Annotated in this window: 22 protein-coding genes and 1 tRNA gene; 9 read left to right on the top strand and 14 right to left on the bottom strand. The window is 53.5% G+C overall.

Features of this window, described 5'->3' with window-relative positions:
* The first annotated feature begins 6 nt into the window (after positions 1-6).
* The gene (locus AC2FLG_RS17475; protein WP_496707291.1) at positions 7-819 is read left to right on the top strand and encodes a cytochrome c1; all 813 of its coding nucleotides are present in this window, start codon (positions 7-9) and stop codon (positions 817-819) included.
* A 79-nt stretch (positions 820-898) separates the two neighbouring features.
* On the opposite strand, the gene mtaB is transcribed toward AC2FLG_RS17475, so the two are convergent.
* On the bottom strand, positions 899-2,155 hold the full coding sequence (gene mtaB, locus AC2FLG_RS17470) for a tRNA (N(6)-L-threonylcarbamoyladenosine(37)-C(2))-methylthiotransferase MtaB (protein WP_496707290.1): 1,257 nt from the start codon (positions 2,153-2,155) through the stop codon (positions 899-901).
* Positions 2,152-2,994 carry a diaminopimelate epimerase gene (gene dapF / locus AC2FLG_RS17465; RefSeq protein ID WP_496703180.1) on the bottom strand — a complete coding sequence of 281 codons (843 nt, stop codon included), beginning with the start codon at positions 2,992-2,994 and terminating at the stop codon, positions 2,152-2,154. Before dapF ends, mtaB begins: the two co-directional genes overlap by 4 nt.
* A gap of 212 nt (positions 2,995-3,206) precedes the next feature.
* Here dapF and AC2FLG_RS17460 point away from each other — a divergent pair.
* Positions 3,207-3,282, top strand: a tRNA-Lys gene (locus AC2FLG_RS17460).
* A 440-nt stretch (positions 3,283-3,722) separates the two neighbouring features.
* A complete protein-coding gene (locus tag AC2FLG_RS17455; protein WP_496707287.1) occupies positions 3,723-4,577 on the top strand; it encodes an LAPAL motif-containing putative phage structural protein in 855 nt (284 codons plus the stop codon).
* A gap of 604 nt (positions 4,578-5,181) precedes the next feature.
* Here the strand turns inward: AC2FLG_RS17455 and AC2FLG_RS17450 are convergent.
* Entirely contained in the window at positions 5,182-5,355 is a 174-nt protein-coding gene (locus tag AC2FLG_RS17450) for a helix-turn-helix domain-containing protein (RefSeq protein ID WP_254429689.1), read from the bottom strand.
* A gap of 145 nt (positions 5,356-5,500) precedes the next feature.
* On the opposite strand from AC2FLG_RS17450, the gene AC2FLG_RS17445 reads away from it, so the two are divergent.
* Both AC2FLG_RS17445 and AC2FLG_RS17440 read left to right on the top strand, forming a co-directional pair.
* Positions 5,501-6,229 (top strand): DUF8548 family protein, encoded by a 729-nt coding sequence (locus AC2FLG_RS17445; RefSeq protein ID WP_496707285.1) that lies wholly within the window; start codon positions 5,501-5,503, stop codon positions 6,227-6,229.
* 313 nt (positions 6,230-6,542) lie between these two features.
* The gene (locus AC2FLG_RS17440; RefSeq protein WP_496707283.1) at positions 6,543-8,108 is read left to right on the top strand and encodes a reverse transcriptase domain-containing protein; all 1,566 of its coding nucleotides are present in this window, start codon (positions 6,543-6,545) and stop codon (positions 8,106-8,108) included.
* Positions 8,109-8,125: 17 nt separating this feature from the next.
* Here the strand turns inward: AC2FLG_RS17440 and AC2FLG_RS17435 are convergent, their stop codons facing one another.
* The 8 genes from AC2FLG_RS17435 to AC2FLG_RS17400 form a co-directional block, all read right to left on the bottom strand.
* Positions 8,126-8,842 carry a hypothetical protein gene (locus AC2FLG_RS17435; protein WP_496707282.1) on the bottom strand — a complete coding sequence of 239 codons (717 nt, stop codon included), beginning with the start codon at positions 8,840-8,842 and terminating at the stop codon, positions 8,126-8,128.
* Positions 8,827-9,609 (bottom strand): terminase large subunit domain-containing protein, encoded by a 783-nt coding sequence (locus AC2FLG_RS17430; RefSeq protein ID WP_496707280.1) that lies wholly within the window; start codon positions 9,607-9,609, stop codon positions 8,827-8,829. Before AC2FLG_RS17430 ends, AC2FLG_RS17435 begins: the two co-directional genes overlap by 16 nt.
* A complete protein-coding gene (locus tag AC2FLG_RS17425; RefSeq protein WP_496707278.1) occupies positions 9,599-10,177 on the bottom strand; it encodes a hypothetical protein in 579 nt (192 codons plus the stop codon). The genes AC2FLG_RS17430 and AC2FLG_RS17425 overlap by 11 nt, the downstream gene beginning before the upstream one ends.
* A 2-nt stretch (positions 10,178-10,179) precedes the next feature.
* Positions 10,180-10,587 (bottom strand): hypothetical protein, encoded by a 408-nt coding sequence (locus AC2FLG_RS17420; protein ID WP_496707276.1) that lies wholly within the window; start codon positions 10,585-10,587, stop codon positions 10,180-10,182.
* Positions 10,571-11,209: a hypothetical protein gene (locus AC2FLG_RS17415; RefSeq protein ID WP_496707275.1), complete on the bottom strand. Its 639-nt coding sequence runs from the start codon at positions 11,207-11,209 to the stop codon at positions 10,571-10,573. The genes AC2FLG_RS17420 and AC2FLG_RS17415 overlap by 17 nt, the downstream gene beginning before the upstream one ends.
* A gap of 97 nt (positions 11,210-11,306) precedes the next feature.
* Complete coding sequence (locus AC2FLG_RS17410; protein ID WP_496707274.1) at positions 11,307-11,732, bottom strand: hypothetical protein; 426 nt, start codon at positions 11,730-11,732, stop codon at positions 11,307-11,309.
* A complete protein-coding gene (locus AC2FLG_RS17405; RefSeq protein WP_496707273.1) occupies positions 11,723-11,953 on the bottom strand; it encodes a hypothetical protein in 231 nt (76 codons plus the stop codon). The genes AC2FLG_RS17410 and AC2FLG_RS17405 overlap by 10 nt, the downstream gene beginning before the upstream one ends.
* Positions 11,946-12,215, bottom strand: a complete 270-nt coding sequence (locus tag AC2FLG_RS17400) for a hypothetical protein (RefSeq protein ID WP_496707272.1) — start codon at positions 12,213-12,215, stop codon at positions 11,946-11,948. Before AC2FLG_RS17400 ends, AC2FLG_RS17405 begins: the two co-directional genes overlap by 8 nt.
* An 835-nt stretch (positions 12,216-13,050) precedes the next feature.
* Here AC2FLG_RS17400 and AC2FLG_RS17395 point away from each other — a divergent pair.
* Positions 13,051-13,326: an HU family DNA-binding protein gene (locus AC2FLG_RS17395; RefSeq protein WP_496707402.1), complete on the top strand. Its 276-nt coding sequence runs from the start codon at positions 13,051-13,053 to the stop codon at positions 13,324-13,326.
* Positions 13,327-13,856: 530 nt separating this feature from the next.
* On the opposite strand, the gene AC2FLG_RS17390 is transcribed toward AC2FLG_RS17395, so the two are convergent.
* The 3 genes from AC2FLG_RS17390 to AC2FLG_RS17380 form a co-directional block, all read right to left on the bottom strand.
* On the bottom strand, positions 13,857-16,199 hold the full coding sequence (locus AC2FLG_RS17390; RefSeq protein ID WP_496707271.1) for a DUF5906 domain-containing protein: 2,343 nt from the start codon (positions 16,197-16,199) through the stop codon (positions 13,857-13,859).
* Between the two features lie 107 nt (positions 16,200-16,306).
* The gene (locus AC2FLG_RS17385) at positions 16,307-16,552 is read right to left on the bottom strand and encodes a helix-turn-helix transcriptional regulator (RefSeq protein WP_496707269.1); all 246 of its coding nucleotides are present in this window, start codon (positions 16,550-16,552) and stop codon (positions 16,307-16,309) included.
* 180 nt (positions 16,553-16,732) lie between these two features.
* Positions 16,733-17,944: a tyrosine-type recombinase/integrase gene (locus AC2FLG_RS17380; RefSeq protein ID WP_496707268.1), complete on the bottom strand. Its 1,212-nt coding sequence runs from the start codon at positions 17,942-17,944 to the stop codon at positions 16,733-16,735.
* 1,097 nt (positions 17,945-19,041) lie between these two features.
* Between AC2FLG_RS17380 and AC2FLG_RS17375 the strand changes: the two genes are divergently transcribed.
* Genes AC2FLG_RS17375 through AC2FLG_RS17365 form a run of 3 tightly spaced genes read left to right on the top strand, consistent with a single transcriptional unit; the run spans position 19,042 to position 20,814 of the window.
* Positions 19,042-19,998, top strand: a complete 957-nt coding sequence (locus tag AC2FLG_RS17375; protein WP_496707266.1) for a helix-turn-helix transcriptional regulator — start codon at positions 19,042-19,044, stop codon at positions 19,996-19,998.
* Positions 19,991-20,284 carry a hypothetical protein gene (locus AC2FLG_RS17370; RefSeq protein WP_496707264.1) on the top strand — a complete coding sequence of 98 codons (294 nt, stop codon included), beginning with the start codon at positions 19,991-19,993 and terminating at the stop codon, positions 20,282-20,284. Before AC2FLG_RS17375 ends, AC2FLG_RS17370 begins: the two co-directional genes overlap by 8 nt.
* A complete protein-coding gene (locus AC2FLG_RS17365) occupies positions 20,281-20,814 on the top strand; it encodes a hypothetical protein (protein WP_496707262.1) in 534 nt (177 codons plus the stop codon). Before AC2FLG_RS17370 ends, AC2FLG_RS17365 begins: the two co-directional genes overlap by 4 nt.
* Positions 20,815-20,853: the final 39 nt, after the last annotated feature.

Raw genomic sequence — 20,853 nt, 5'->3', positions numbered from 1 at the left:
GGAAACATGTTCAAGAAACTTGCAATCGGTGCCGCGTTTGCTATCGCACTTGCTCCTGTCGCGTCTAACGCGGCAGGCGGAGGCGAACAGCATATCGAGGACTTCCAATTCTCATTCGAAGGTCCGTTCGGAACCTGGGATCAACACCAGCTGCAGCGCGGCCTGCAGATCTACACCGAGGTTTGTGCGGCCTGTCATGGCCTGCGCTATGTGCCTCTGCGTGATCTCGAAGCGCTGGGCTATTCGGAAGAAGAAGTTATCGCCTACGCTTCTGAGTTCGTCGTGTACGATGAAGAGCCCAACAGAAGCGCGCTTTTTGATCCTGAAACGGAAGAGCTTCGCGCTCTGAAAACGACAGATCATTTCCCGATCAACAACTCACAAAATGCACCCGACCTGAGCCTGATGGCCAAGGCGCGTGCCGGTTTCCACGGCCCTTACGGTCTGGGGATCAACCAGTTCTTCAAAGGTATGGGGGGTGCGGAATACATCGCCTCTTTGCTGGACGGTTATACCGGTGAGGAAAAAGAAGAAGCGGGTACGATCCTGTATGAAAACACCGCCTTCCCCGGTGGTTGGATTTCAATGGCGGCCCCGCTGTTTGATGAGCGGGTCGAGTTTGCTGATGGCCACGCAAATGACGTCGAGCATATGTCGGAAGACGTTGCAGCCTTCCTGATGTGGACGGCTGAACCGAAGATGATGGAGCGTAAGTATTCGGGCTTTGTCGGTGTAGTCTTCCTGACGCTTCTGTCGGTCCTGTTGTACCTGGTCAACAAGCGTCTGTGGGCAGGCGTTAAAGGCAAGAAGAAACACTAAGCGCCTTTTCAGAAAAGTTAGAAACCCCCGCGCCACTGGCAGCGGGGGTTTTTTGTTGCAAGCGGGTGGAAGGGGCGGTTCAGGCGCAGAGCTGTGTTGCGGAGCGGCCGGTGATGGTGGCGGTCACGACTTGCCCTTCGGATTGAGCGGTTTTGAACGTGACTTCGGTGAACTGCTCGGTCCGGCCCATATGGGGGTTTTCCATCAGGATGTGATGTATCTTGCCAACCTGGGCGGTCAGGTGCTTGGCAATCTGCACCTCGCCAGCGGCGCGCAGACGGGCGGCGCGGGTTTTGATGACATTGCCATTGACCTGCTGCGGAATGCGGGCAGCGGGTGTACCTTCGCGTTTGGAGTAGGGGAAGACATGCAGCCATGTCAGATCGCAATCGGCAACCAGCCTTAGCGAGTTTTCGAAATGGGCCTCGGTCTCGGTCGGGAAACCGGCGATGATGTCAGCGCCAAAGGTCATCTCGGGGCGCAGCTTGCGGGCCTCTTGGGTAAAGCGGATCGCATCGTCACGCAAATGGCGGCGTTTCATCCGCTTCAGGATCAGATCGTCGCCATGCTGCAGCGACAGATGCAAGTGAGGCATCAGGCGGCGTTCTGTGGCAATGGCCTGCATCAGGTTTTCATCGACCTCGATCGAATCGATCGAGCTGATCCGCAGGCGCGGCAAATCCGGCACCAGTTTGAGGATGCGCATAACGAGATCACCCAGCTTTGGCTGGGCAGGCAGGTCAGCCCCCCATGAGGTCAGGTCGACGCCGGTCAAAACGACCTCATTATAGCCCTTATCGACCAGACGCTTGATCTGGTCCACAACAACGCCCGCGGGGACGCTGCGCGAATTACCGCGGCCATATGGGATGATGCAGAAGGTACAGCGGTGGTCACAGCCATTCTGAACCTGTACATAGGCGCGGGACCGAGTGCCAAACCCGTCGATCAGGTGGCCAGCGGTTTCGGTAACCGACATGATGTCATCAACCTGGACGGCCTCGGTTTCACCAATGAAATCCGCCGCCATACCTTTCCAGGTTTCGGGTCGCATCTTTTCCGTGTTGCCAATGACGGCATCGACCTCTTCCATCTGGGAAAAGGTCTGCGGTTCTGTCTGCGCAGCGCAGCCGGTCACAATCAGCCGGGCATTCGGGTTTTCGCGGCGCAGTTTGCGGATTTCCTGCCGGGCCTTGCGCACTGCCTCGGCGGTCACGGCGCAGGTGTTCACCACCACCGCATCGGTCAGACCGGCCTGTTGTGACAGCTCTTTCATCGCCTCGGTCTCATAGGCGTTCAGGCGGCAGCCCAGCGTGGTGAATTTGGGCGGGTTCATCCCAGCGACCTTAGGAATTCCGGCGTCAGCAGGCCCGAGAAGACATGGGCCGTGGGGCCGGTCATCCAGACGCCATCGTCGCGCCAGTCGATCCAGATTGTGCCGCCGTCCAACTCGATCTGCACCTTGCGTCCGGTCAGGCCGCGCCGGGCTGCGGCCACGGCGGTTGCACAGGAGGATGACCCAGAGGCCAGGGTGATGCCCACGCCGCGTTCCCACACCCGCATGCGGATGTGATCTGGCCCGATGATCTGCGCGACCTGCACGTTGGTCCGCTGCGGGTAGAGCGGGTGGTATTCATAGCGCGAACCGAACTCTGCCAGCGGGATCGCCTCGGCATTTTCGACGAAAAAGGTGCAATGCGGGTTGCCCATGCCAGTGGCGGTTGGGGCGCCCTCAATCGGCAGCTCCAGCGTGTCCACGTCTTCGGCCAGCGGGATATCCTGCCAGTTCAGCTGCGGCGGCCCCATGTTTACCGAGGTCAGCCCGTCCCCCGCATCGCTTGCGTATAGCGTTCCCCGCTCGGTGGTCAGGGTAAGGGTTTGTTTGCCGGTTTCCTCCATCAGAAACCGCGCGATACAGCGGGTGGCATTGCCACAGGCGGCCGAGGTCGAGCCATCGGCGTTATAGAACACCAGATGCGCATCTGAGGCGCCTTTTTCGATGACGGCGAGCTGGTCGAAACCAACCCCAAACTGCCGATGCCCAATGGCTTGAGCCAAGGCTGGTGTCACCCCGACCTCATGCGCGCGCGCATCCACAATGACAAAGTCATTGCCCAGCCCATGCATCTTCATAAAGGGCAATCCGGTGTTCTGAATTCCTTGCATGGCGGGCATATAACGTTGCTGCGGATGGGAATCCACCCTGTGGCGCAGATTCGTGAAAAAAGGGGTTGACCCCCTTGCGCCACCTGCCTAAGTAGGCCGCCTATCGGGACGCCGTTTCGAAAGAAACTACAGGCGTAACGAGGTGTGAAATAAGGCCTTGAACCCAGTCGGGAAAATGCCTTACAGAGCGCCACGGATCCAAAGGATCCAAACAAAAGAGTGGGCCGTTAGCTCAGTTGGTAGAGCAACTGACTTTTAATCAGTGGGTCGCAGGTTCGAATCCTGCACGGCTCACCACTTTAACCGATTGATCGGAAACGAAAAACCGCTGAGCTAAAGCTTGGCGGTTTTCGATTTTTGCAACAAATTTGCAACGTCTAAGCGTTGATTTACCAATCCTTTTTTGTTGAAAACCGCGCCGGATTAGATGGGAAACCTAGCCAGCTTTTTCAGCTATGGAACAGTTCGAATGAAACGGTCCAGTGTGCCGATCAGCAACTCAGGCCAATTGGCTCACTCCGCAACGTGATTACAGGGCGTTGACTTGGATGGCTGGCACGAGATGTAACTCCTTGCGTTAGCGGTCTGCGAATTGTTGCAATGCATGGTTGAACTGTGTCTAGTGACAGAAAGTGCAATAACCGTTGGTTTACAAATAGATGATTGAGCAGCCCGTAACGATTTACTTCGATCTTGAGCCTAATGCCCGACCGACAATCGGGGCGATAGGACGTGCTATGGTTGAATTTGAGAAGATGGCTGGTGAGGCCATCTACTTGATGGAGCCAGGCGTTGAATTTTCGCTGGTCTACGAGACATCGGGCGAGGGAAGCCTCCGCATCATAACTCTGCTTAGAGGAGTCGTGACGCGCGATAGATTGAAGACACTTGCTATCATTTTGACAACAACACTATTCAACAACGCAGTGGGACACTTTCAAGGTAAAGCGATGGATGAGGTGGTTGAGGCTTTGGCTGACGAGAACACGACCTTAACCGATGAGGACATTGCCCGGATTGCTGAAGCCGTATCGAAAATTGAGCGTTCAGAAACTGTCAAAACACCTCGGAGAGAGTTTTTTAAGGCAGTCGAACAAGATCAGGCGATCTCGGGGGTTGCCGCTGTACCAAATGACAAAGACAAAAGGCCCGAAGTAATCGTGCCACGAGATGAGTTTCTGGAGCGCGCTACTCGCCATCCTGCGATAGAAAGCGAAGATGTGGCTGAGCCACGCGTGGTCCCGGAACGGTTGGAAGTGGTTCTTGTTCAGCCTCCGCTAATCGACAGCAATCGACAGTGGAGGTTGTTCGCGAATGGGCATGAGTTTGGAGCAAAAATGCTTGATGAACGCTTCAAGCATCAAATCCTTGAGGGTGCAACTGATCTGCGATTGGCTGGTGGAGTGATATTAGATGTTACGCTTGAGGTAACCCAAGTCAATGAGGGTGGCTTGTGGTACAACAAATCTTACTCTGTGACAGAAGTTCATAGTTGGCGACAAAACCCACAACAGGCTGACCTACTGCTCGCGCATCGCAGCGATGACGACGAGCAAGACGATCAGAACGACAACAAGAATGGGCCACGCTGATTGGAACCCGACCCAATTGATGAACACCTGAAGGAGCACAACGGTAACGGCAATCGCGAGAAGTTCCGCGACGAGTTTTATTAGCCGTTTGACATAATCCTCGTTCAAAATGTTGCACCCTGTTGTGTGTTTACTCCAGCATTTGTCAAACTCACTGCAGAAAAGTAAACGCTCTTTCGGTCTAATGGTGTTTCGTCCTGAAGTTACTGGAGTCCAGGAAGGCCCACTCCCACACTATGGTTTCCGCATCTTATCGCGTCGGCCCCTTTCACAGTCGTAGCACGTGTCGTCACCGGGTATTCTACGCTCCCCATGACATTTTCGACACGTACGGTCAGGAGCAATGTAATATGCTTCTCCTCGCGCCCATGCCTCTGCCCTTGCTGGGTTAGGAGATGGTACACCTAGATCACCACGGTGGTAGGCGTGCCATACCGCAATATTGGATACGCCAAGCAGCTCAGCAATTTCCACACATTCGTGGGATTGGCTAAGATGTTTTTTCTCGCGATATAGGCTTCTCGAGAGTTCAAGCGCTCTGGGAAACTCCCTCAAGTCGACCAGAGTTTTTCGTCTGTTGATGGCCACGCCTGTTAATCCTCGGTCAGTCCAGCAAAGCACCGACCTTGACACCCAGTGCTTTTGCCAGCTTGTCCACGACGGTGATCGTGGGATTGCGGGCTCCGCGCTCAAGATCGCTGATATAGGTTCTGTGCAGCCCAGCTTCATGAGCAAATTCTTCCTGTGACCAGCCTTTCGACTGGCGCAGTCTGCGCATGTTTAAGCTTAACCGAGAACGAATGTCCATGCGGCAGTCAGGCCGCAAATGTCGTCAATCAGTCTACAGACGATCAGTGACATTATTCTTGACTGGCGATACCTTGGGCGCCTACCTATGTCACTGATCGTCGACAAATTGGGCTTTGATCTTGAACTTAGTCTCAATATCATTGGTTACAGACCTAGCGGACCACATTGAGAAAACTGAACTTGAAGTGCCAGCCTTGGCGGGCGAATACCGTTATGCCTCCCTTCCCCTTTGTGTCATTGATGCAGTTTTCTCAATAAGCGCTCGCTACGCCAGCACGCAAAGAACCGTAGAACGGTTTTGTGAATTTTCCGGTTGGACACTCTTTGCTGCCGCTCGTGAGGGGCGAGGTCTAGGTGAACATGGAGTAAGAGAGTTCGTTTCAATTTGTGAGAAGATCGGCTCCAAGGAAATGGCCGTATCCGTCTATGAAAACCGCCAGCGAACGTCGTCCCGGTCAGGCATTTTGAAAGCTGAGGCGGTTCATTTGTTTTGTCGCGCTCTAGTAGACGCTGAGATTGATGGCTTCACGGACTTGGATCAAGAACGCAGGGAGTATGCTGAGTCCATTATCTTGGGGTTGCCGGGGCAATCCAGTGGCATCGCTTTCGACTATTTTATGATGCTCGCTGGTGATGATGATCTTGGCAAGCCAGATCGGAGAGTTCAGGGGTTCATCGGCGAAGCACTAGGAATGCCAAATCTTCCTCAACCTCGTCAGACTTCTGTCTTGCTTAGATTGGCTGCTAAGGAATTGCGGAGCAGAGGGCAAAACTGGACATCGCTGACGCTGGATCGTGCCATTTGGGAGTATCACCGCACTAACGCGAATTTGGGTCGGTGATTGTCCTCTAGTACTGCTGTTCTGATAGCCGCGACTGTATTGAGCGTTCTGCGTAGAATGTTAACTTGCTGCATCATTAGAGTAGCTGCGTACAATCTAAGATTGACACTTCCCGAAGGCTTTGATTTTTGTCTGATATGGCGTGAAGCCTAGGTGGGGCGTGACCTACCTGGCCCTTATGGGGTCGATGACGACCTTTTCGGGAAACTGAATTGGCGACAGTGGTTCGAGAGATCTACTGGATGGTATCGGCGACCAAAGGTTGCCGTTTCCCCTTACTCTATGCGCCCCACCGAAATTTAAGAGAGAAATAATGCGCAACGAATTAAGGTCAGAAATCAAACGCTTGAGTAAAAAAGCATTTGATAAAGAGCGTCAGCAGGCGGAAAAAGAAACTAAGTATCGGGAAAAGTTCGAACGCCGAACCGGCCTACCAGCAGCGTTGCCGTCTGTACGGTCACGAACTCCGCTGCATCGTCATTTTGACCCGCGACATTGCAAGCGAAATGCCAACGTTATCGCGACGGCGATTTGGCACAAGATTCTGCGAGAAGAATACGATCCCGAGCCCGCCGTTCATTTCCAGATTCCCAAGCCCGACGGTTCCAAGCGCGAAGTCACGGCTTTTGGAATACCAGACGCTGCGGTGGCAAACGTTTTGCTTAGACGGACAATAAACAGAAACAAGAAACGGCTGTCCCCGCACTCATATGCGTACCACCCGGATAAGAACGTCTTTGATGCTATTTTGGCGTTGAGAGATTTTGACAAAGGAGGGAAACTGTTCGCCGTACAAATCGACTTCGAAAAGTACTTTGACAACATCCCCGCGAACTATCTGAAAAAGAAGATCGCTGACCGGACAACGGTTAGCTTGACACCCCATGAGCGGCACATCTTTGAAGCCTTTCTACATCACCGATATGGGGATTCCGAAGGTCACCGAACTTCGACATTCAAGCGCAAAGTAAAGGGGACGCCACAAGGTTCGTCAGCTTCTCTGATATTGGCGAACCTCGCAAATCATGACCTCGACAGAAAATTGTCTGCCGAGTCAGGGAAATTTGTACGGTTCGCGGATGACGTCGTGGCGATTTGTGGCAGCTACGAAGAAGCGCAGCGGCTGGAGCGATGCTTTGATCGGCATTGTGCGGAAAGCGGGTTGATCGTTAACCGCAAAAAGTCACCCGGCATTGCGGTGATTTCTGACTACCAGCATGAAGTTCGGACCATCAATGATTTTACGTACCTAGGCTATGGTTTCAAAGACGCCGGCCTCACGCTTCCCAAAAAGACTGAGAAGAAACTACAGCAAAAGGTATCCCGGCTGATCAATGTTTATCTAATAAACGCGCTAAATCACGGCTTCAATCGCAGAAGAGCCAATAGAAGACGAGGCTACGATTGGGATTTGCTGGGCCTGATATATGAGCTTCGCAGAGGTTTTTATGGCGGTCTCAAGGAGCAAGATATCCAAGACTTTCTCTATGATCAGGGGCAACTCAGGACAATGCGCGGCCTGATGGGTTTCTACTGCCTGATTGAAGACCCTACGGTACTCAAAGCGCTGGACGGTTGGACGGTCAACATGGTCCGCCGGGCTTGTGTTCAAAGAAGGCAAATGCTGCGAAGCCGGTATGGTAGAAACTGCCCAACCCCGTCAAACGAAGAACTCATTCTCGGCAATTGGATTTCTCCGTCGGCATGGCGCGAGGAAGCGGATGACGATGATGGCGTCGAAGTTCAATTCCCTAGTTTGGTGAGAGGTTGGCGGGCCGCAAGGAAGCACTTTTTCACCTTTGGCTTGGAAGGTGTTCAGGCTCCCGGCTATGACTCCTCCTTCGACGTCTCAGCGTTGTTTGATGCGTTTGACTATTAAACTGGTCAGGAGGGTTTTCAGTACATACCGACAAGACTGCTGACCTGTATCGCCCGCCCGGCCAAATATTGCGATGCGAAAGCCGCCACAATCAACCCGATCCCAAGATCGCCGTGACCTGACGCGTTGCGGGATTGGGTGATGATTTGATTTCCCGCTGCCGTTGTCTGGGTTGTGAACGAGGCTAGGTCTTCCTCAATCTCATCCCGCAGTGGCAGGTCATGCGCGAACTTCAACTCACCCGATGCGAACAGCACGGCAAGGTTTTCGATCATCAGGGTTTTGGACGCGTTGCAGTAGCGGCCTTTGGTGGTGTAATCCGAGCCGCCCGTCATCTGAATGGCCGTGTGCGGGACGCTCTGTTCGAACAGCATGTCCGATACGACCCGACCCAAGCTGGTCCCGTCGATGACCAAATCAGACTTGCCACCGAATGGAGGGGCATTGCGCAGCTTGATCAGGTGATCCACTACATCCACATATGACACCCCACGGAACTTGTCGGCATAGACAATCGTGCGGTCACGTTGCCCTAGGGTGACTTGGTGTCCATCGTAGATGGGCAATTGCTGATCCTTGATCACACAGACAGTACTAAAGTCATTGGCCTGTCCAAGGTCGGCCCCGATCCAATACCGCACATAGCCTTTCACTCTGGGAATGGCCGGGTCTTGGTTCGTTTCGTTCACCACGTCGCCATTGGGGCGATAGATCAGGTTCAAATCCTCGGGCATACCGCGCCCTCCATGCTGGTCGCGTTTTCTATGATAGACAGATCGAAATAAGACATGCCGTCGGACAGGAATTCGCACATGACCTCCTGCCTGAACCGTGTGGCCGATAGCTGGGCGCGGAGCCGTTCGACACGGGGCGCAAGGCGGGGGATCGACGTTCCCGGCACCTTGATCCGATGCACGCTGTCATTCGGTTCGAGAAACAGGCTGGCGAACAGGTTTTTCTTTCCTGCGGGCGTGCTGGCGTAGAACGTCTGCCCATTGTCTTTCAGCATTGGCAGCAGAGCGACAACAACGTCTTCGCCACCGTTTGCACCGGGGAGATAGGCCATCTCGTCCACAAGCAGCAGATCGGCGGTGTAACCCCGGATCGTCGCCCCGGATGCTGGCACGGCGATGAACCGCCCGCCATTGCTGCATTCAATCTCCGTCTGTGTCGCGCGCTCTACCACGAGATCGGTCGCGCGCAGGTATAGTTGCACTTTGCGTGTTATCTCGCGTGTCTGACGTTCGGCGGGCGCGAGACATATGGTCGTGCCGCCGCGCTCTAGTTCACGAACGCCGCGCGTTGCCAGAACGCAGGATTTGCCCGCCTGTCGGCAAACCAGCAGCGCGACGGTCTGGGCGGCTGATGTAATCGCTTCGACCTGCCAAGGGTCCGGCAAGGCGTTCGGGATTTCCTGTTGCAGGAAATGCGCCATCTTTGCCGCCGGGTCGAGATCACGTTCGAGGCCAAGGCACCAGTCATGAAAGGCGTCAAACGGCATCGCCGCTCTCCTGGCTGACAGACAGAACGTGGTGGCGCATCCGGCGCAGCAACGGCTCGCGGGCGGCGGGCACCTCGTCACATACCTCTTGCAGGATGGTGCGGAGCGTGACCCATTCCTTGGACTCGGCCAGAGACACGTTGACCGTCAGGTTTTGGGCCAGCTTGCCCTGCATGGTCGCAATGTCGCGCAGGACTTTCCGTAATCCTTCCATCGCGGCCAGCGCAAACCCGTCATCTTCGTTCTGCTCTGCCTTGGTGATCAGCTTTTCAACACGTCGCGCCAATGACTCATAGGTCATGGCGATATCCATGCGGTCTTGGTTGATGATCTCGGTGTCCGCCTCGATCCCCTGAATGCGAGTTTCAGCCATGATCTCGCGGCGCATTTCTTCGGTGATCTTGTCGTCCCGATACCGTTGTACGGTCGAGTAATCGACTCCAAGGCGGCGGGCGATCTCAGCCATAGATCGTCGCCCAAGCACAATGTCCTTGATGATCTCGTTCTTGTCGGGCCGCATGTCGATGATCGCCCGACGGCCCGAATTCTTGTTTCCACCCTGCGCCATAATCAGGACTCACCTTGAACGCTGGTTGAGCCGGTGATCGGGGCATCGTTATCGTGCCCGTACCAAGTGATACGCTCGCGCAACCGAGCCCATTCCTCAACGGAGACACACATCAAATGATCATAAACGCGCTTTGCGAACTGTTTACTGACACTCGACCGCACGAGGTCGTTGCGCAACTCTGCAAACCCGAGGCCATGCAGGTGCAATTTCATCATTTGGGCAAGCGTGGCGACGACAGCATCGCGAGAGTTGCCTGACGGATTGAGTTTAACGAGTTCGGTTTCCAACTCATCGCCCCAGACAATGTATAGGTTGCGGAGGACGAACACCTCTTCCTCCGCTTCAAAACCGTAAACAATGCGGCACGCCCATTCGTGGCAGGCACGATCCTCAGGTGTCACTTGCATTGGCCGCATTCTCCATCAGGCGCAGTTTGGTCTGCATGTGTTCCGGCAGATCGCCGGGTTCCCGGAAGGTGCGCGTCGTGTAACCTTCGCTCTCGGCCCGCAGGCGGCGCTGAATGAGGCCGTTGCCTGTTTCGTGATCTGCGCGGACGTACCGGACGCGATTATGCTCATCATCGAGGGTGATGGTGTGCAGCTTGGCTACGGTTCGGGGTTGTCCGATGTTGCGGGTTGTGGGATCGCCATTGCCATCATTGAAAATGGTCAGGTTGGTCCCGGCCTTTTCGGCGGCGGCTTTCGCTTCGCGATACTTCACGGGATCACGGGCTTCTTCGCGGGTGAGAGAGTGCGCGGGGCGGACTCCCTTGGGATACCAGTTGCCATCTGCCGCGCGTTGAAAGCCAGCCTCTTGCATCTTCCGCTCGTGCTGTTCCTCTTGCACGATATCCACGATGGATTTCTTGGCCGGGGTGTTATCCCGTTTGCCGTCTTTGATTTGATCGAGCAGACGGGAGTTATGCTCATACAACCCGTCCATTCGCTTCTGCTGGTCAGTCACCGTGGTGGTGAGCGTTTCAACCTGCTTAATCAGGGCTTGCAGGGCAGCCGTGGTTTCATCTGTCATAGTTTCGCACCTTCTGTTCCAAAAATTGAGCGTGACGCAATTCGGGACGCCACGCTCAATCTGGTCTGGACAGATAGGAGCGATGCGTCGGCGTTGCTCAGACCAACAATCGGTCCTGCTCCCGGGTCTTCTCAACCGAAGAAGAAGGTCTTTTAGGCGGTGATTTCAGGTGCTTCCAACGCGCCCGAACTCGCTCGACCCCTTGGAGATGTTTTCGGAAAGAGGACGCGTTTTTGTCCGAGACAATGGGGAATTCCTCACCTTCCATCATCCGGCGAATACGGGCGGCAAGTACGTCACCCTCCCAGCCGATGAGAGAGCAAAGATCCTTTCGGTGGCGCGCAAACGCGCCCTGATGATCTGTCAGAAATGAAATGGCCTGATCTTGTTCCAACTGCGTGATACCGGCACTGGCAGCGTTCTTTTGTATCGGCATGAACAGATCACGATAGGCCTGCATGATGATTGCCACAACGAACGCCTCTTCGGGCGTCTGCGGGCGGTCTGTGCCCGTCAGCCCCATGGACACCCCGGATAGACTGTTCCGGGCGTCACGTGCCGCACAATCGCGGCATATACGATGCTCTCGGCTGAACGGCGTTGCCAGTCGGCTGGCTGTTCCGACCAGACGACATAGACAATTCGCGGGGCCGGATCGTTACCGATCTTGAACACCCCGCACGTCGGCAGTTGGGCATCTGCCAACGCGCTTTGGGTTCGGGGCAGTGAATGCCAATCAGACATTGGCTCGCAGTCCGTTCACAACTGTCGTGATGTGCCGCCAAGGAAGGTCAAAATTGCCCTGAATGGCTTGAACGCTCAGTCCTGTTTCGTGAGGCACAAGCCGGTAGTGGCGATTGATCGCCTCGGCATCGGGGTTGGTCAGGAAACGTTCCAGATCGTCAGCCAATCGGTCCGCGTCGTTGACCTTCAACATGGAACGGCTGGAAATGGTGGTGAGGCTCAGGATGGCGTTGCCATCTTCTATACGCGCGCTGATCTTCATTGCTTTGTCCTTCGGTGATGAAGCGCGCCCGAGGGGAAAAAGGAATATCGAACCACCCTCAGACACGCGGTTTGTCAACGGGTCCGACAGATGATGCGTATCACCTCGCTTTTGGGCGATGTTCCGAAGAAAAAGGTGGAGATGCGGGAGATTTAGGTGGTGCCGGTATCGGAGGTAAGAAGGCTCAATGCTTTTGAATAGTCAAAACTGAATTTCGCTTGCTTTTTCGTCATTTTTTTTGCTTCCTAGCCGATATTACGCTTTGGAGAGAATGATTTGTCATCTAAGCCTATTAAGGTCCCAGTGCGGCACACCGAGATAGTTGACCTTGACAAGGCTATGTACTCTGTCTCTGATACCGACTTCGAACGACTAATAAAGAACTTATCGAAGGACCCCTATTTGGGTTCAAGCACCGATGGTACCAACCATGAGTACCTTTTCAGTTCACTCAACGTTCACTACATTGTTTACCATGACCACGATGGAGTTAGCGTGTTGATCTCTGGCATACGGCCGCCTGAAGCAGTATCTTGGAAGGGAAAAGCGCTAAAGGTTGGTCGAAAAACGATCGATTTAGTAAAGGAAATCAAAGGGCTGTTCGACATCTTCGACGGTGGGAAATAAGATGAAACGAAATTCCTTGACCTTAGAAAAATACAAGCAACTGACCGATGAGGAACGTGAAGTACTGCGGCAGGAAGAAGCAAATGCTTATTTGCAACAGCGCCTAAACGCTCTGAAAGGAAAAAAGAGAAAACCCAAGTTGGTACAGTCTGCTTCTACGCCGGCGCGACGCTTCGTTAAAGGTCGTGTTCGCTCATCTGCGAAACCAATGACCAAGACACAGCTTGTTGCCGCTCTCGCTGAGGAAATGGGTACTGACAGAAAATCCGCAGTTGCCGCACTTAATGCGATCACTGGTCTTATTACTAGGGAAATCTCCGGTGGTGGAGCAGTGACTTTGCCCGGCGTTGGAAAAATATATTGCCGAGAGCGTCCAGAACGCCAAGTTCGCAACCCTGCAACCGGGGAGCAACTTAAAAAAGAGGCCGAAAAAATAGTCAAAATAACCATCGCAAAAGCATTGAAAGATGCTGTTGAAGGGTAACCCAAATTTAAGTTTTGGGCGACTAAGCAAGTTACACTGGATGCATGACGTATAGTTTGAGCTTTTTTCTGGCGCCGTTGCAAACAACGTTGCATTTTTGGGCGGCTATTTTTGCAACCAATTGAAATAACTGATTTTTCCTGCCGGGGATAAACTGATTAGTTATCAGTTGGGCGACCAATACCGCCCAATTGCGTTTGGGTCGTAACGAGCGGGCGGAGATTTCGGAAAGAGTTAATACAAGGTCTCAGTCGGAGCGCATTCCAGCGCACATGTAATCCATGTGTTTTGCCACGTACCTATGATAACCAATTGTTTTTATGTCGATTTCACACATAGCACACAAAGAACACATAGAAATGAAATACACTTGTGCAATCACTTCATGCCCGCAAGGATACTAGCATTCGCCGCGCTTTTACAAAGCTGAGTTCATGTGTGTTTGTGCGCTATGTGAGAATGTTGTTTGCTATCAATAAATTAAACGGCGCACAAAGAACACATAGCATCCATGTGCGCCGCTTGATGGCTCAAAACGGCGTTTCGTCTCGCACCCATCTTTGCGCCAGATACTTTTCAACCGCATCAGGATCACCGCCATTGGGATCGGTGTCATACCCGGGGTTAGGTGGCTGGTAGACGCGCCATTCGCCGTCTTCTGGGTAAGTGTTACCTGTTTTGCGGGCGACCAACCGACGGAATTCGCACAACGGTGGCAATACCACACCCGGCCTATCGGTCGAATAAACCGGCGTCACTGTCAGGATACCATTGCTATCGGTCCCACGATGTACAGTCTCAATCCAAGTGCAGTTGCGGCCAGCAGTTTGTGCGCCGAACTTGTCGCGCATCTGGTTAGAGAATTTCCTTGGATGGTCTTTTCGCGACGCTCCTCGCGCATAACATTCCCTCGCGAGCGTTGCGGTTGATACTTTGCCCGTGCCGCTGAGGTCATCGGGCAAAACACCGGTTTCCGCGATCTCGTCCATCAAAGCCAACAGCGGATCAGAAGCGACCTTGTCACGCGATTTAGCTTCGGTGACGTGTCCGTAGCGGATTAGGTCGTGATCGACTTCAAACTGCAAAAGGTAGTCGAGAACAACACCCGGATTGTTGTCAATAAGATGGTAGTATGGCTCCCACCAAGCAATCGCTTCCCGCGAATGGCTATCAAAGCGAGTAGGCACCTCGATAACTGTCCAACGGCGGTCGTCATGGTCGATGTGAACGGCTTGATCGTCATTAGTCGTCGCAATGATGCGATGAACATTCTTGCCATCGAACTGAGCCAGATACTTTTGCTCATAAGACCATGTGTCTGAGGTGATGAATGATTTTGCAATTGCCGCCTGTCGCGACGACCCTGCAAACAAAGATTCCTCACACAGCACAAAAGTTGATCCAAACAGACCACGATTGAAGCGTGCAAACATACGATCAGATTCCGCTATTTGCTGAGCGTGTGAGGGGCCAACCAGTTTACGTACTGCGCGTCCTAGGAACGATTTACCCGCTCCTTGACCACCGCGCAGCGCAAGTGCGCTGCCGGGATGGTGTGACCATGGTCGCTGAACGCCGTCAGCGATGTAGGTCATTACCCATTGCGCCAACGACGCATCGCCTGAACATAGTACATCTTGGATGTACTCTTCCCAGAGCTTTGCATCTCCACTTTGGGGTTGGCACGTCCAACCCTTAAACACATTGAAGCCGGGGCCATTATAGTCAGGTGGTTCAATAACTATGCCGCGATGCTCGGCTCGGTCGATGTCATGCAGCCAGAGTTTTGATATTGGCGTGCGATGTTTGCCCATCATGACCATTTGGGGTGCAGTGGCATCAAGAAACGCATTCTTGGCGTAGCATTCGCCCTCTTCACGGTTCAAGAATTCAACCTGACCGTTGACTCGCATTACGGCCCATTCGCGATTGAATTTCTCAACCAACCGATAGTGAAGAGGTGTTGGCGTACCTTTCTCGCGTTTTTTCGCGGAACGCAGCAGGTTCACGATTTCTGCTTCGGGTAGTGCGCCATCAACGAACAGATCGTGGAAACCCGCATCGCCATTTAGCCGCCGAATTTCCGCATCCATTTCCGTATCAGGCCAGCCGCGCGCCTGCATCGACATAGCGACCCTCATTAATAGATCGTTCCGTCCAGCAGGATTGTCAGGCACCTTGTAGCCGATTTCCGAAGTATCGAGTGTTGGTGTAGCATTAACGATATCAGTCACGATCTGTGCAGGTGTTCTACAGTGTCTATCGATGTGATCGAGCAACTTTGACGTGCTGATCTCGTCGAGAGCACCTTTCATACTTTCATGATCTATCAACCAAGCGAACTCGCGCTTCTGGCCGTTTATTGGCAACCAGACCGCCGTTGGTTCATTGTCAGGCGCAACCACCGTTTGCGTTTCCTTTGGAAACACTTCGGTTTTTTGTTGCACCTTCTTTGGCAATCGTTTGCGTAACGCGACTAGATACTGATGCATCAATTTCGCGGGCACGGGTTCGTCAACGAACACAACAATGTGCAAACCGCGCGACTTTGTTCTGAATGCGGCAGATCGTGCGTGTATACGTTCACGGAGGGCGAAAACGTCGTCTTCGGGCATGTCGTAGCAATCAACATCGAGCACGCCCCAAGTGCACGTACTGTCGACGCGCACAGGAGCAACGCCAACGGGCGTTTCACCAGCGATGTGACGGGCAACCAATTGGGCGGTCAGCGGACCCGCCAAAGTTTGCGTTTTACCATTCACTTTGCCTTTGTCGTTGGTGGCTACTTCGCCACCCATTTCGATATGCCGTTTTTCATATCCGCCAAAAAGACGGAGCATTATATCGGCGGGATTGTTTAGATGTTTGTCCATTCCATTTCAGGTTGGACCCGCATCACAAGTTCAGAGACGCCGCGACCTCGATTATAAGTGAGTTATCCAACTTACTTGCAGCATCACTGATCATGTGGGGCGGGTCGTTAAACCTGCCCCACTTCTTTTTGTTTCGCCCAAGCCATCACCGAATCACGGTCATACCGTACAGTGCGTTCTGACCAGTAGATTGCGGGGGGCGTGTCACCAGCCTTCTTCCATTCGTAGAACTGGCGTTCCGAGATATGGAGGAATTCGCACACCTGCCGGGGTGTCATCAGTTGTGGGGGGATAAGCCGTATTTCCAGCTCATTGATGCGCTGTTCGAGCGCGCGTAGTTCGGACGTAGCCATTATACACGGATTCCTTCTGTCCAATTATGAACAGACAGAAGCCTCCGTTGATACTCGCTGGTTCGGCTCATCACCTAGGACCGCTTCCAGCGCGGCGCTTCCCAGGCTAGTCTCACGCCCACCATAGTGGTGCGCGGCGTCTCACGACGCGGCATTAGGCGCGCAATGAACATGGTGCGCTTAGGCGCTGAGTTCAAGTTTGAAATCAGGTGCTTTCTTTATGCGTAGCAAAATTACGTTCTCAATGTCGGCTACCAAATCCTCAATGGCGAGGTCTTCTTGATAATGCATCGCCATGTCGTCGTCGGCGTCTTTGGATGTAATGTCACCCCGGAGAAATGCGACCGCATATGATGGAACTCGAGCGGGGCCACATGCCGACGTAAAATGGTGGCGTGCATCATGTTGGCGTAACACTGGTGCACCTTCCATGATAGGCTCGCCGTTTTTGTCAGTGCGTCCGCTGTCTCGGCCAATGGCGGGATGCCTGAGAACGTCGAGATGGTCTAAGTAACCCGTTTTGGACGACGCCGGGAACACTTGCTCAGAGCCGCCGCCTCGGATCGATAAGAGTGCGCGAACCACTGTTTCGCAAATCGGTAGAGTCCGGTCTTCGCCATTTTTCAGCTTCGGTAGGCGAATGGTTTTGCGTTGCAGGTCTACCTGATCCCAACGTAGCGAGCGGACATCATCTGCGCGGATACCGGTGAAAAGCATCACGACCCAAGCAATCCGTCTCAGTGGATTCTTTACCGCCATGATCGCCTCCCACATGGGCGACCAATCACGTCTGTCGATGGTTTCATCAGAGTCGCACAAGACTTTCCAAAAGGTGTCCCGAGACCCCACCTGTTTCAGTTTGATCTTGCCGCGCTGGATTGGTGTCGGAATATCGAGCATGGAATAGGCGTTGTTAATGCCCGCTTTGACATGATGTCGAGTAGAGACCGATGGGATCGCGTTTAAACAACGACGGACATCTAGTAGCGAAACCTGCGTTGGGCTCTTGCTGAGGATGTCTGGCGCATACCGTTCCAGCTTCCGCTCCATGTCGGTCAGGTGGGTTTCCGACGCCCGCTCATTCGCCAGTGCGTCGGCAACATACTCGCGCCAAGCGTCGCGCACCTTGCGTATAGCGGCGGTTGTCTCATTGCCGTGGTGGGCCGTTTCTTTTGACGCTTGTTTGAGCGCCTGCGCCGCCGTCATGGCCGGGAATACGCCGAGTTTGACTGACTTGGTTTTGCCGTTCACCCGAGCTTTGAGATACCAAGTTGAGCGCCGTTTACCGACGTTGAGATATAGGCCGGGGAAGGCATCGCCCTTGTGGCGATACATGCCGGGGGTGGCTTTCAGAAGCTGAGAGTCTCGACGAAAATCAATTGCTGTGGTCATCTGTCTGGTCCAATTTTTGCAACATTTTTTGCAACAGACCATTTCACTAAGACGCATTCCGGCGCACTGTCAACCGACTGATGTTCGTTGCAAAAAGATGATAACCAATTGTTTTAGATGACAAACTGCACCAAGGTGCGCCAACCGTATAAATCTAGTGAGGTGACTTTTAATCAGTGGGTCGCAGGTTCGAATCCTGCACGGCTCACCACTTTTTACATAGCACCAAGGCGTTACGCAGGATCAGATTGATGCGAACGTATAACCACACCGCATGTGCGATGATCTGCCGAGGAGATCCGTGGCGATTGTAGCTGATCGGCGGTGGCTGCTTCGATGTCACCTTCGTCCAATTACGGGTGTGAGAATCCAAACGGCAAGTTGACGGGACAAAGCCCTTCGAGGTGCGGAAATCACTTTACGTTCAAGTGGTTGCGATTTCTGCTGACCTCTGAAAGTAAATGGTGCCTCAAGAGGGACTCGAACCCCCGACCTTGTCCTTACGAATTTTGAAGTCCAGGTGTTGGACGTGACCGGACAGCGCCTCCAATTACCGGATAACACCCTATGATCATTGGACTATCTTCGTACGTGATCTCGGACGGCGTCGGACAGCGCCGGAGAACGTTTGACGTACATCCCCTACTAATCCCCTACTAATGACCCCGCCCCATCGACGGGTGTCGAGACAGGCGGCCAAGCTGCGTGTCCCACTTCGAAGGAGTTGGCGAGCAAGCATCAAACCTCAAGTTTGCCTGAGGACGACGAACGAAAGATGGCAAGCCCGGTGGACACTGCAAACGCAGGGTGCCCCGCGGCATCGGCGCGGCGTGTGGCTTTGACTGCCTACGAACCGACGTAAGTTGCTGGGTTTGGATCTACGACACAAGCAACACAAAAGTCTCACATTGGGAATTTCGAACGGGTAGCAGACTGGAGAATCGTCCTGGCAACGTCTCAGACGCTAACTCTATGAAACATTTTGCTTCCGTAAGCAGAACTTTTGCTCAAAATTCTCGAGTAAATTACGCAGTCTTTTCTCTTATACTCACAATTTCAGAGACATATATTGGGCTTAGAAGATTTGGAGGACGAAATTGCCCATCAATCCTGATACACTAAAGAAGCTTCGCGGTGATCTGTCCCAAGAAGACCTGGCCGAAAAAGCGGGTGTATCCCGCAAGACCATTAGCCGGATCGAGAACGGAGAGGCTGACCCGGAAAAGATCCGCACTGTCACTTCAGAGCGCCTTGCAAAGGCGCTTGGCACAACGCCCGAGGAGCTGGCAGCCGACCCCAACAAAAATAGTATAAACGAAGCGTCAATGCGTCGTTGGGGTTATCGAAAGATCAACACTTACCTGCAAGGCGATACCGCGCTTTCTCTCGCACTTGTGGAGCAAAGGTACGGCATTTCGGCCAAGAGGCAGCTTGATATGGCGCCGCTGTTTACCGCGCTTCTCGCGGAGATGAGTCTGCACGAACGCCGCCAGAAACTTGAAGACCTCTCGAACGCTTTCGAAGAGTATTCTGCCAATCTGCCAGCGCACCTAAGCCACGGTGAAGTAGCGCGCAGCGACTTCGAAAACGCGTACTATGACGAGAAGGACTCTATCGCGTCGAGAGACCTCTTTGGGCGACTCATTCAGAAATCGGCAGTGGAACACGGCTACGCTGTATGGCCGTTTGATCCAGACGAACGAAACCCATTCGTCGATTTTCTGAAAGAGATGGCAAAAAACCTTGGTTTGACCCTCAGGGACAGCTTAGACGATGAGCCACAAATACTCGAAGACGGTCTGCCCGCAACCGCGTGTGTATTCCACGAGGAAGTTCAAAAAATCTGCGGTGAAAATGACTGGGCCCGGCTTGCTCTTCAACATGGTTATGCCCGCATCCGCGAGATACCTGATGAGCTGAGCGGCTCCGAGAAGATCAGTGATAGAGCAGCCTGGTTAGAGTCGAAATACCCGGCAGCGCTCCGCCGTGAGAAAGAACAGGAGATGGCTGAGTTAGGCCTTACGCTGCATGGCTTGGGAGGTGACAATGCTTGACCTGATCAAAAGCCGCCATGCTGAGAAGCGTTTGAACCAACGCGGCCTCCGACCGCACGATGTGGACCTGCTTCTCAACTCCGCAACCCAAGTTTCGCCAGACGCATACCTCCTCATGAACAGCGATGTGGACCGAGAGATCCTTCGCCGAAAGCGAGAAATCCAACAGCTTGAAAAGCTGCGCGGGATGAAGCTTGTCGTTGAGGGTGAGACGTTGGTGACCGCCTATCGTTCAAAACTAAACGATCAGAGACGTACCATACAAAGAGGGAGGGAAACCAAATGAGCATTGGTCAGAATTTCCTGGTGGAGTTGTCGCAATCCACTGTGGCACTTTTAATGGCGCAACGGCAGCATGACACAGAAACGATCGACAAGATCATCCAGCGGTACCTCAACTACGTCGGCAGCGATGAACGGCAGAGCAAGACACCCCCAAGAGCTACGCATATCAGAGCGCCACAACAAAAACTGTCCGCGAAGTCCGAAGGCTACAAAGGCGAGGTACTGGGCAAGCCGATACGCTCCGAAACGCTGGCCTCATTTTTCGCGGCAGTTGTCGACACTATCTATGACGTTGCACCAGAGGCGATAGCGCAATTAGCGCAAATGCGGGCGAGAACGCGTGCATATGTTGCCAGAACACGCACTGCAGTTCATCCAGGGCGGATTGATCTTCCTACAAAAAAGACATCATCCGGATGGTACATTAGCGAGAACATAGGCAGGAAAGACTTGGTTAGAGCTCTTGAGGCGCTTTGCCAGGCTGCAGACCTGTCTTATGGACACGACATTCGCTTCGGTCACGACACGTGACGAACGGGGAGCATGCAATGTGACGAACCATGGCTTCTT

This window comes from Ruegeria sp. CDSA193 (genome assembly GCF_059611885.1).
The sequence above is the reverse complement of the archived record's forward strand: the minus strand, read 5'-3'. Positions and strand labels throughout refer to the sequence as shown.

Bases quoted from the DNA above. Each gene is read 5' to 3' on its own strand.
- AC2FLG_RS17450 (WP_254429689.1), bottom strand. From the start codon at position 5,355: ATGCGCAGACTGCGCCAGTCGAAAGGCTGGTCACAGGAAGAATTTGCT.
- AC2FLG_RS17370 (WP_496707264.1), top strand. From the start codon at position 19,991: ATGCTTGACCTGATCAAAAGCCGCCATGCTGAGAAGCGTTTGAACCAA.
- AC2FLG_RS17455 (WP_496707287.1), top strand. From the start codon at position 3,723: ATGGTTGAATTTGAGAAGATGGCTGGTGAGGCCATCTACTTGATGGAG.
- AC2FLG_RS17400 (WP_496707272.1), bottom strand. From the start codon at position 12,215: ATGAAGATCAGCGCGCGTATAGAAGATGGCAACGCCATCCTGAGCCTC.
- AC2FLG_RS17390 (WP_496707271.1), bottom strand. From the start codon at position 16,199: ATGGACAAACATCTAAACAATCCCGCCGATATAATGCTCCGTCTTTTT.
- AC2FLG_RS17380 (WP_496707268.1), bottom strand. From the start codon at position 17,944: ATGACCACAGCAATTGATTTTCGTCGAGACTCTCAGCTTCTGAAAGCC.
- AC2FLG_RS17475 (WP_496707291.1), top strand. From the start codon at position 7: ATGTTCAAGAAACTTGCAATCGGTGCCGCGTTTGCTATCGCACTTGCT.
- AC2FLG_RS17420 (WP_496707276.1), bottom strand. From the start codon at position 10,587: ATGCAAGTGACACCTGAGGATCGTGCCTGCCACGAATGGGCGTGCCGC.
- AC2FLG_RS17385 (WP_496707269.1), bottom strand. From the start codon at position 16,552: ATGGCTACGTCCGAACTACGCGCGCTCGAACAGCGCATCAATGAGCTG.
- AC2FLG_RS17425 (WP_496707278.1), bottom strand. From the start codon at position 10,177: ATGGCGCAGGGTGGAAACAAGAATTCGGGCCGTCGGGCGATCATCGAC.
- mtaB (WP_496707290.1), bottom strand. From the start codon at position 2,155: ATGAACCCGCCCAAATTCACCACGCTGGGCTGCCGCCTGAACGCCTAT.
- AC2FLG_RS17435 (WP_496707282.1), bottom strand. From the start codon at position 8,842: ATGCCCGAGGATTTGAACCTGATCTATCGCCCCAATGGCGACGTGGTG.
- AC2FLG_RS17415 (WP_496707275.1), bottom strand. From the start codon at position 11,209: ATGACAGATGAAACCACGGCTGCCCTGCAAGCCCTGATTAAGCAGGTT.
- AC2FLG_RS17365 (WP_496707262.1), top strand. From the start codon at position 20,281: ATGAGCATTGGTCAGAATTTCCTGGTGGAGTTGTCGCAATCCACTGTG.
- AC2FLG_RS17395 (WP_496707402.1), top strand. From the start codon at position 13,051: ATGACCAAGACACAGCTTGTTGCCGCTCTCGCTGAGGAAATGGGTACT.
- AC2FLG_RS17430 (WP_496707280.1), bottom strand. From the start codon at position 9,609: ATGCCGTTTGACGCCTTTCATGACTGGTGCCTTGGCCTCGAACGTGAT.
- dapF (WP_496703180.1), bottom strand. From the start codon at position 2,994: ATGCCCGCCATGCAAGGAATTCAGAACACCGGATTGCCCTTTATGAAG.
- AC2FLG_RS17405 (WP_496707273.1), bottom strand. From the start codon at position 11,953: ATGTCTGATTGGCATTCACTGCCCCGAACCCAAAGCGCGTTGGCAGAT.
- AC2FLG_RS17440 (WP_496707283.1), top strand. From the start codon at position 6,543: ATGCGCAACGAATTAAGGTCAGAAATCAAACGCTTGAGTAAAAAAGCA.
- AC2FLG_RS17410 (WP_496707274.1), bottom strand. From the start codon at position 11,732: ATGGGGCTGACGGGCACAGACCGCCCGCAGACGCCCGAAGAGGCGTTC.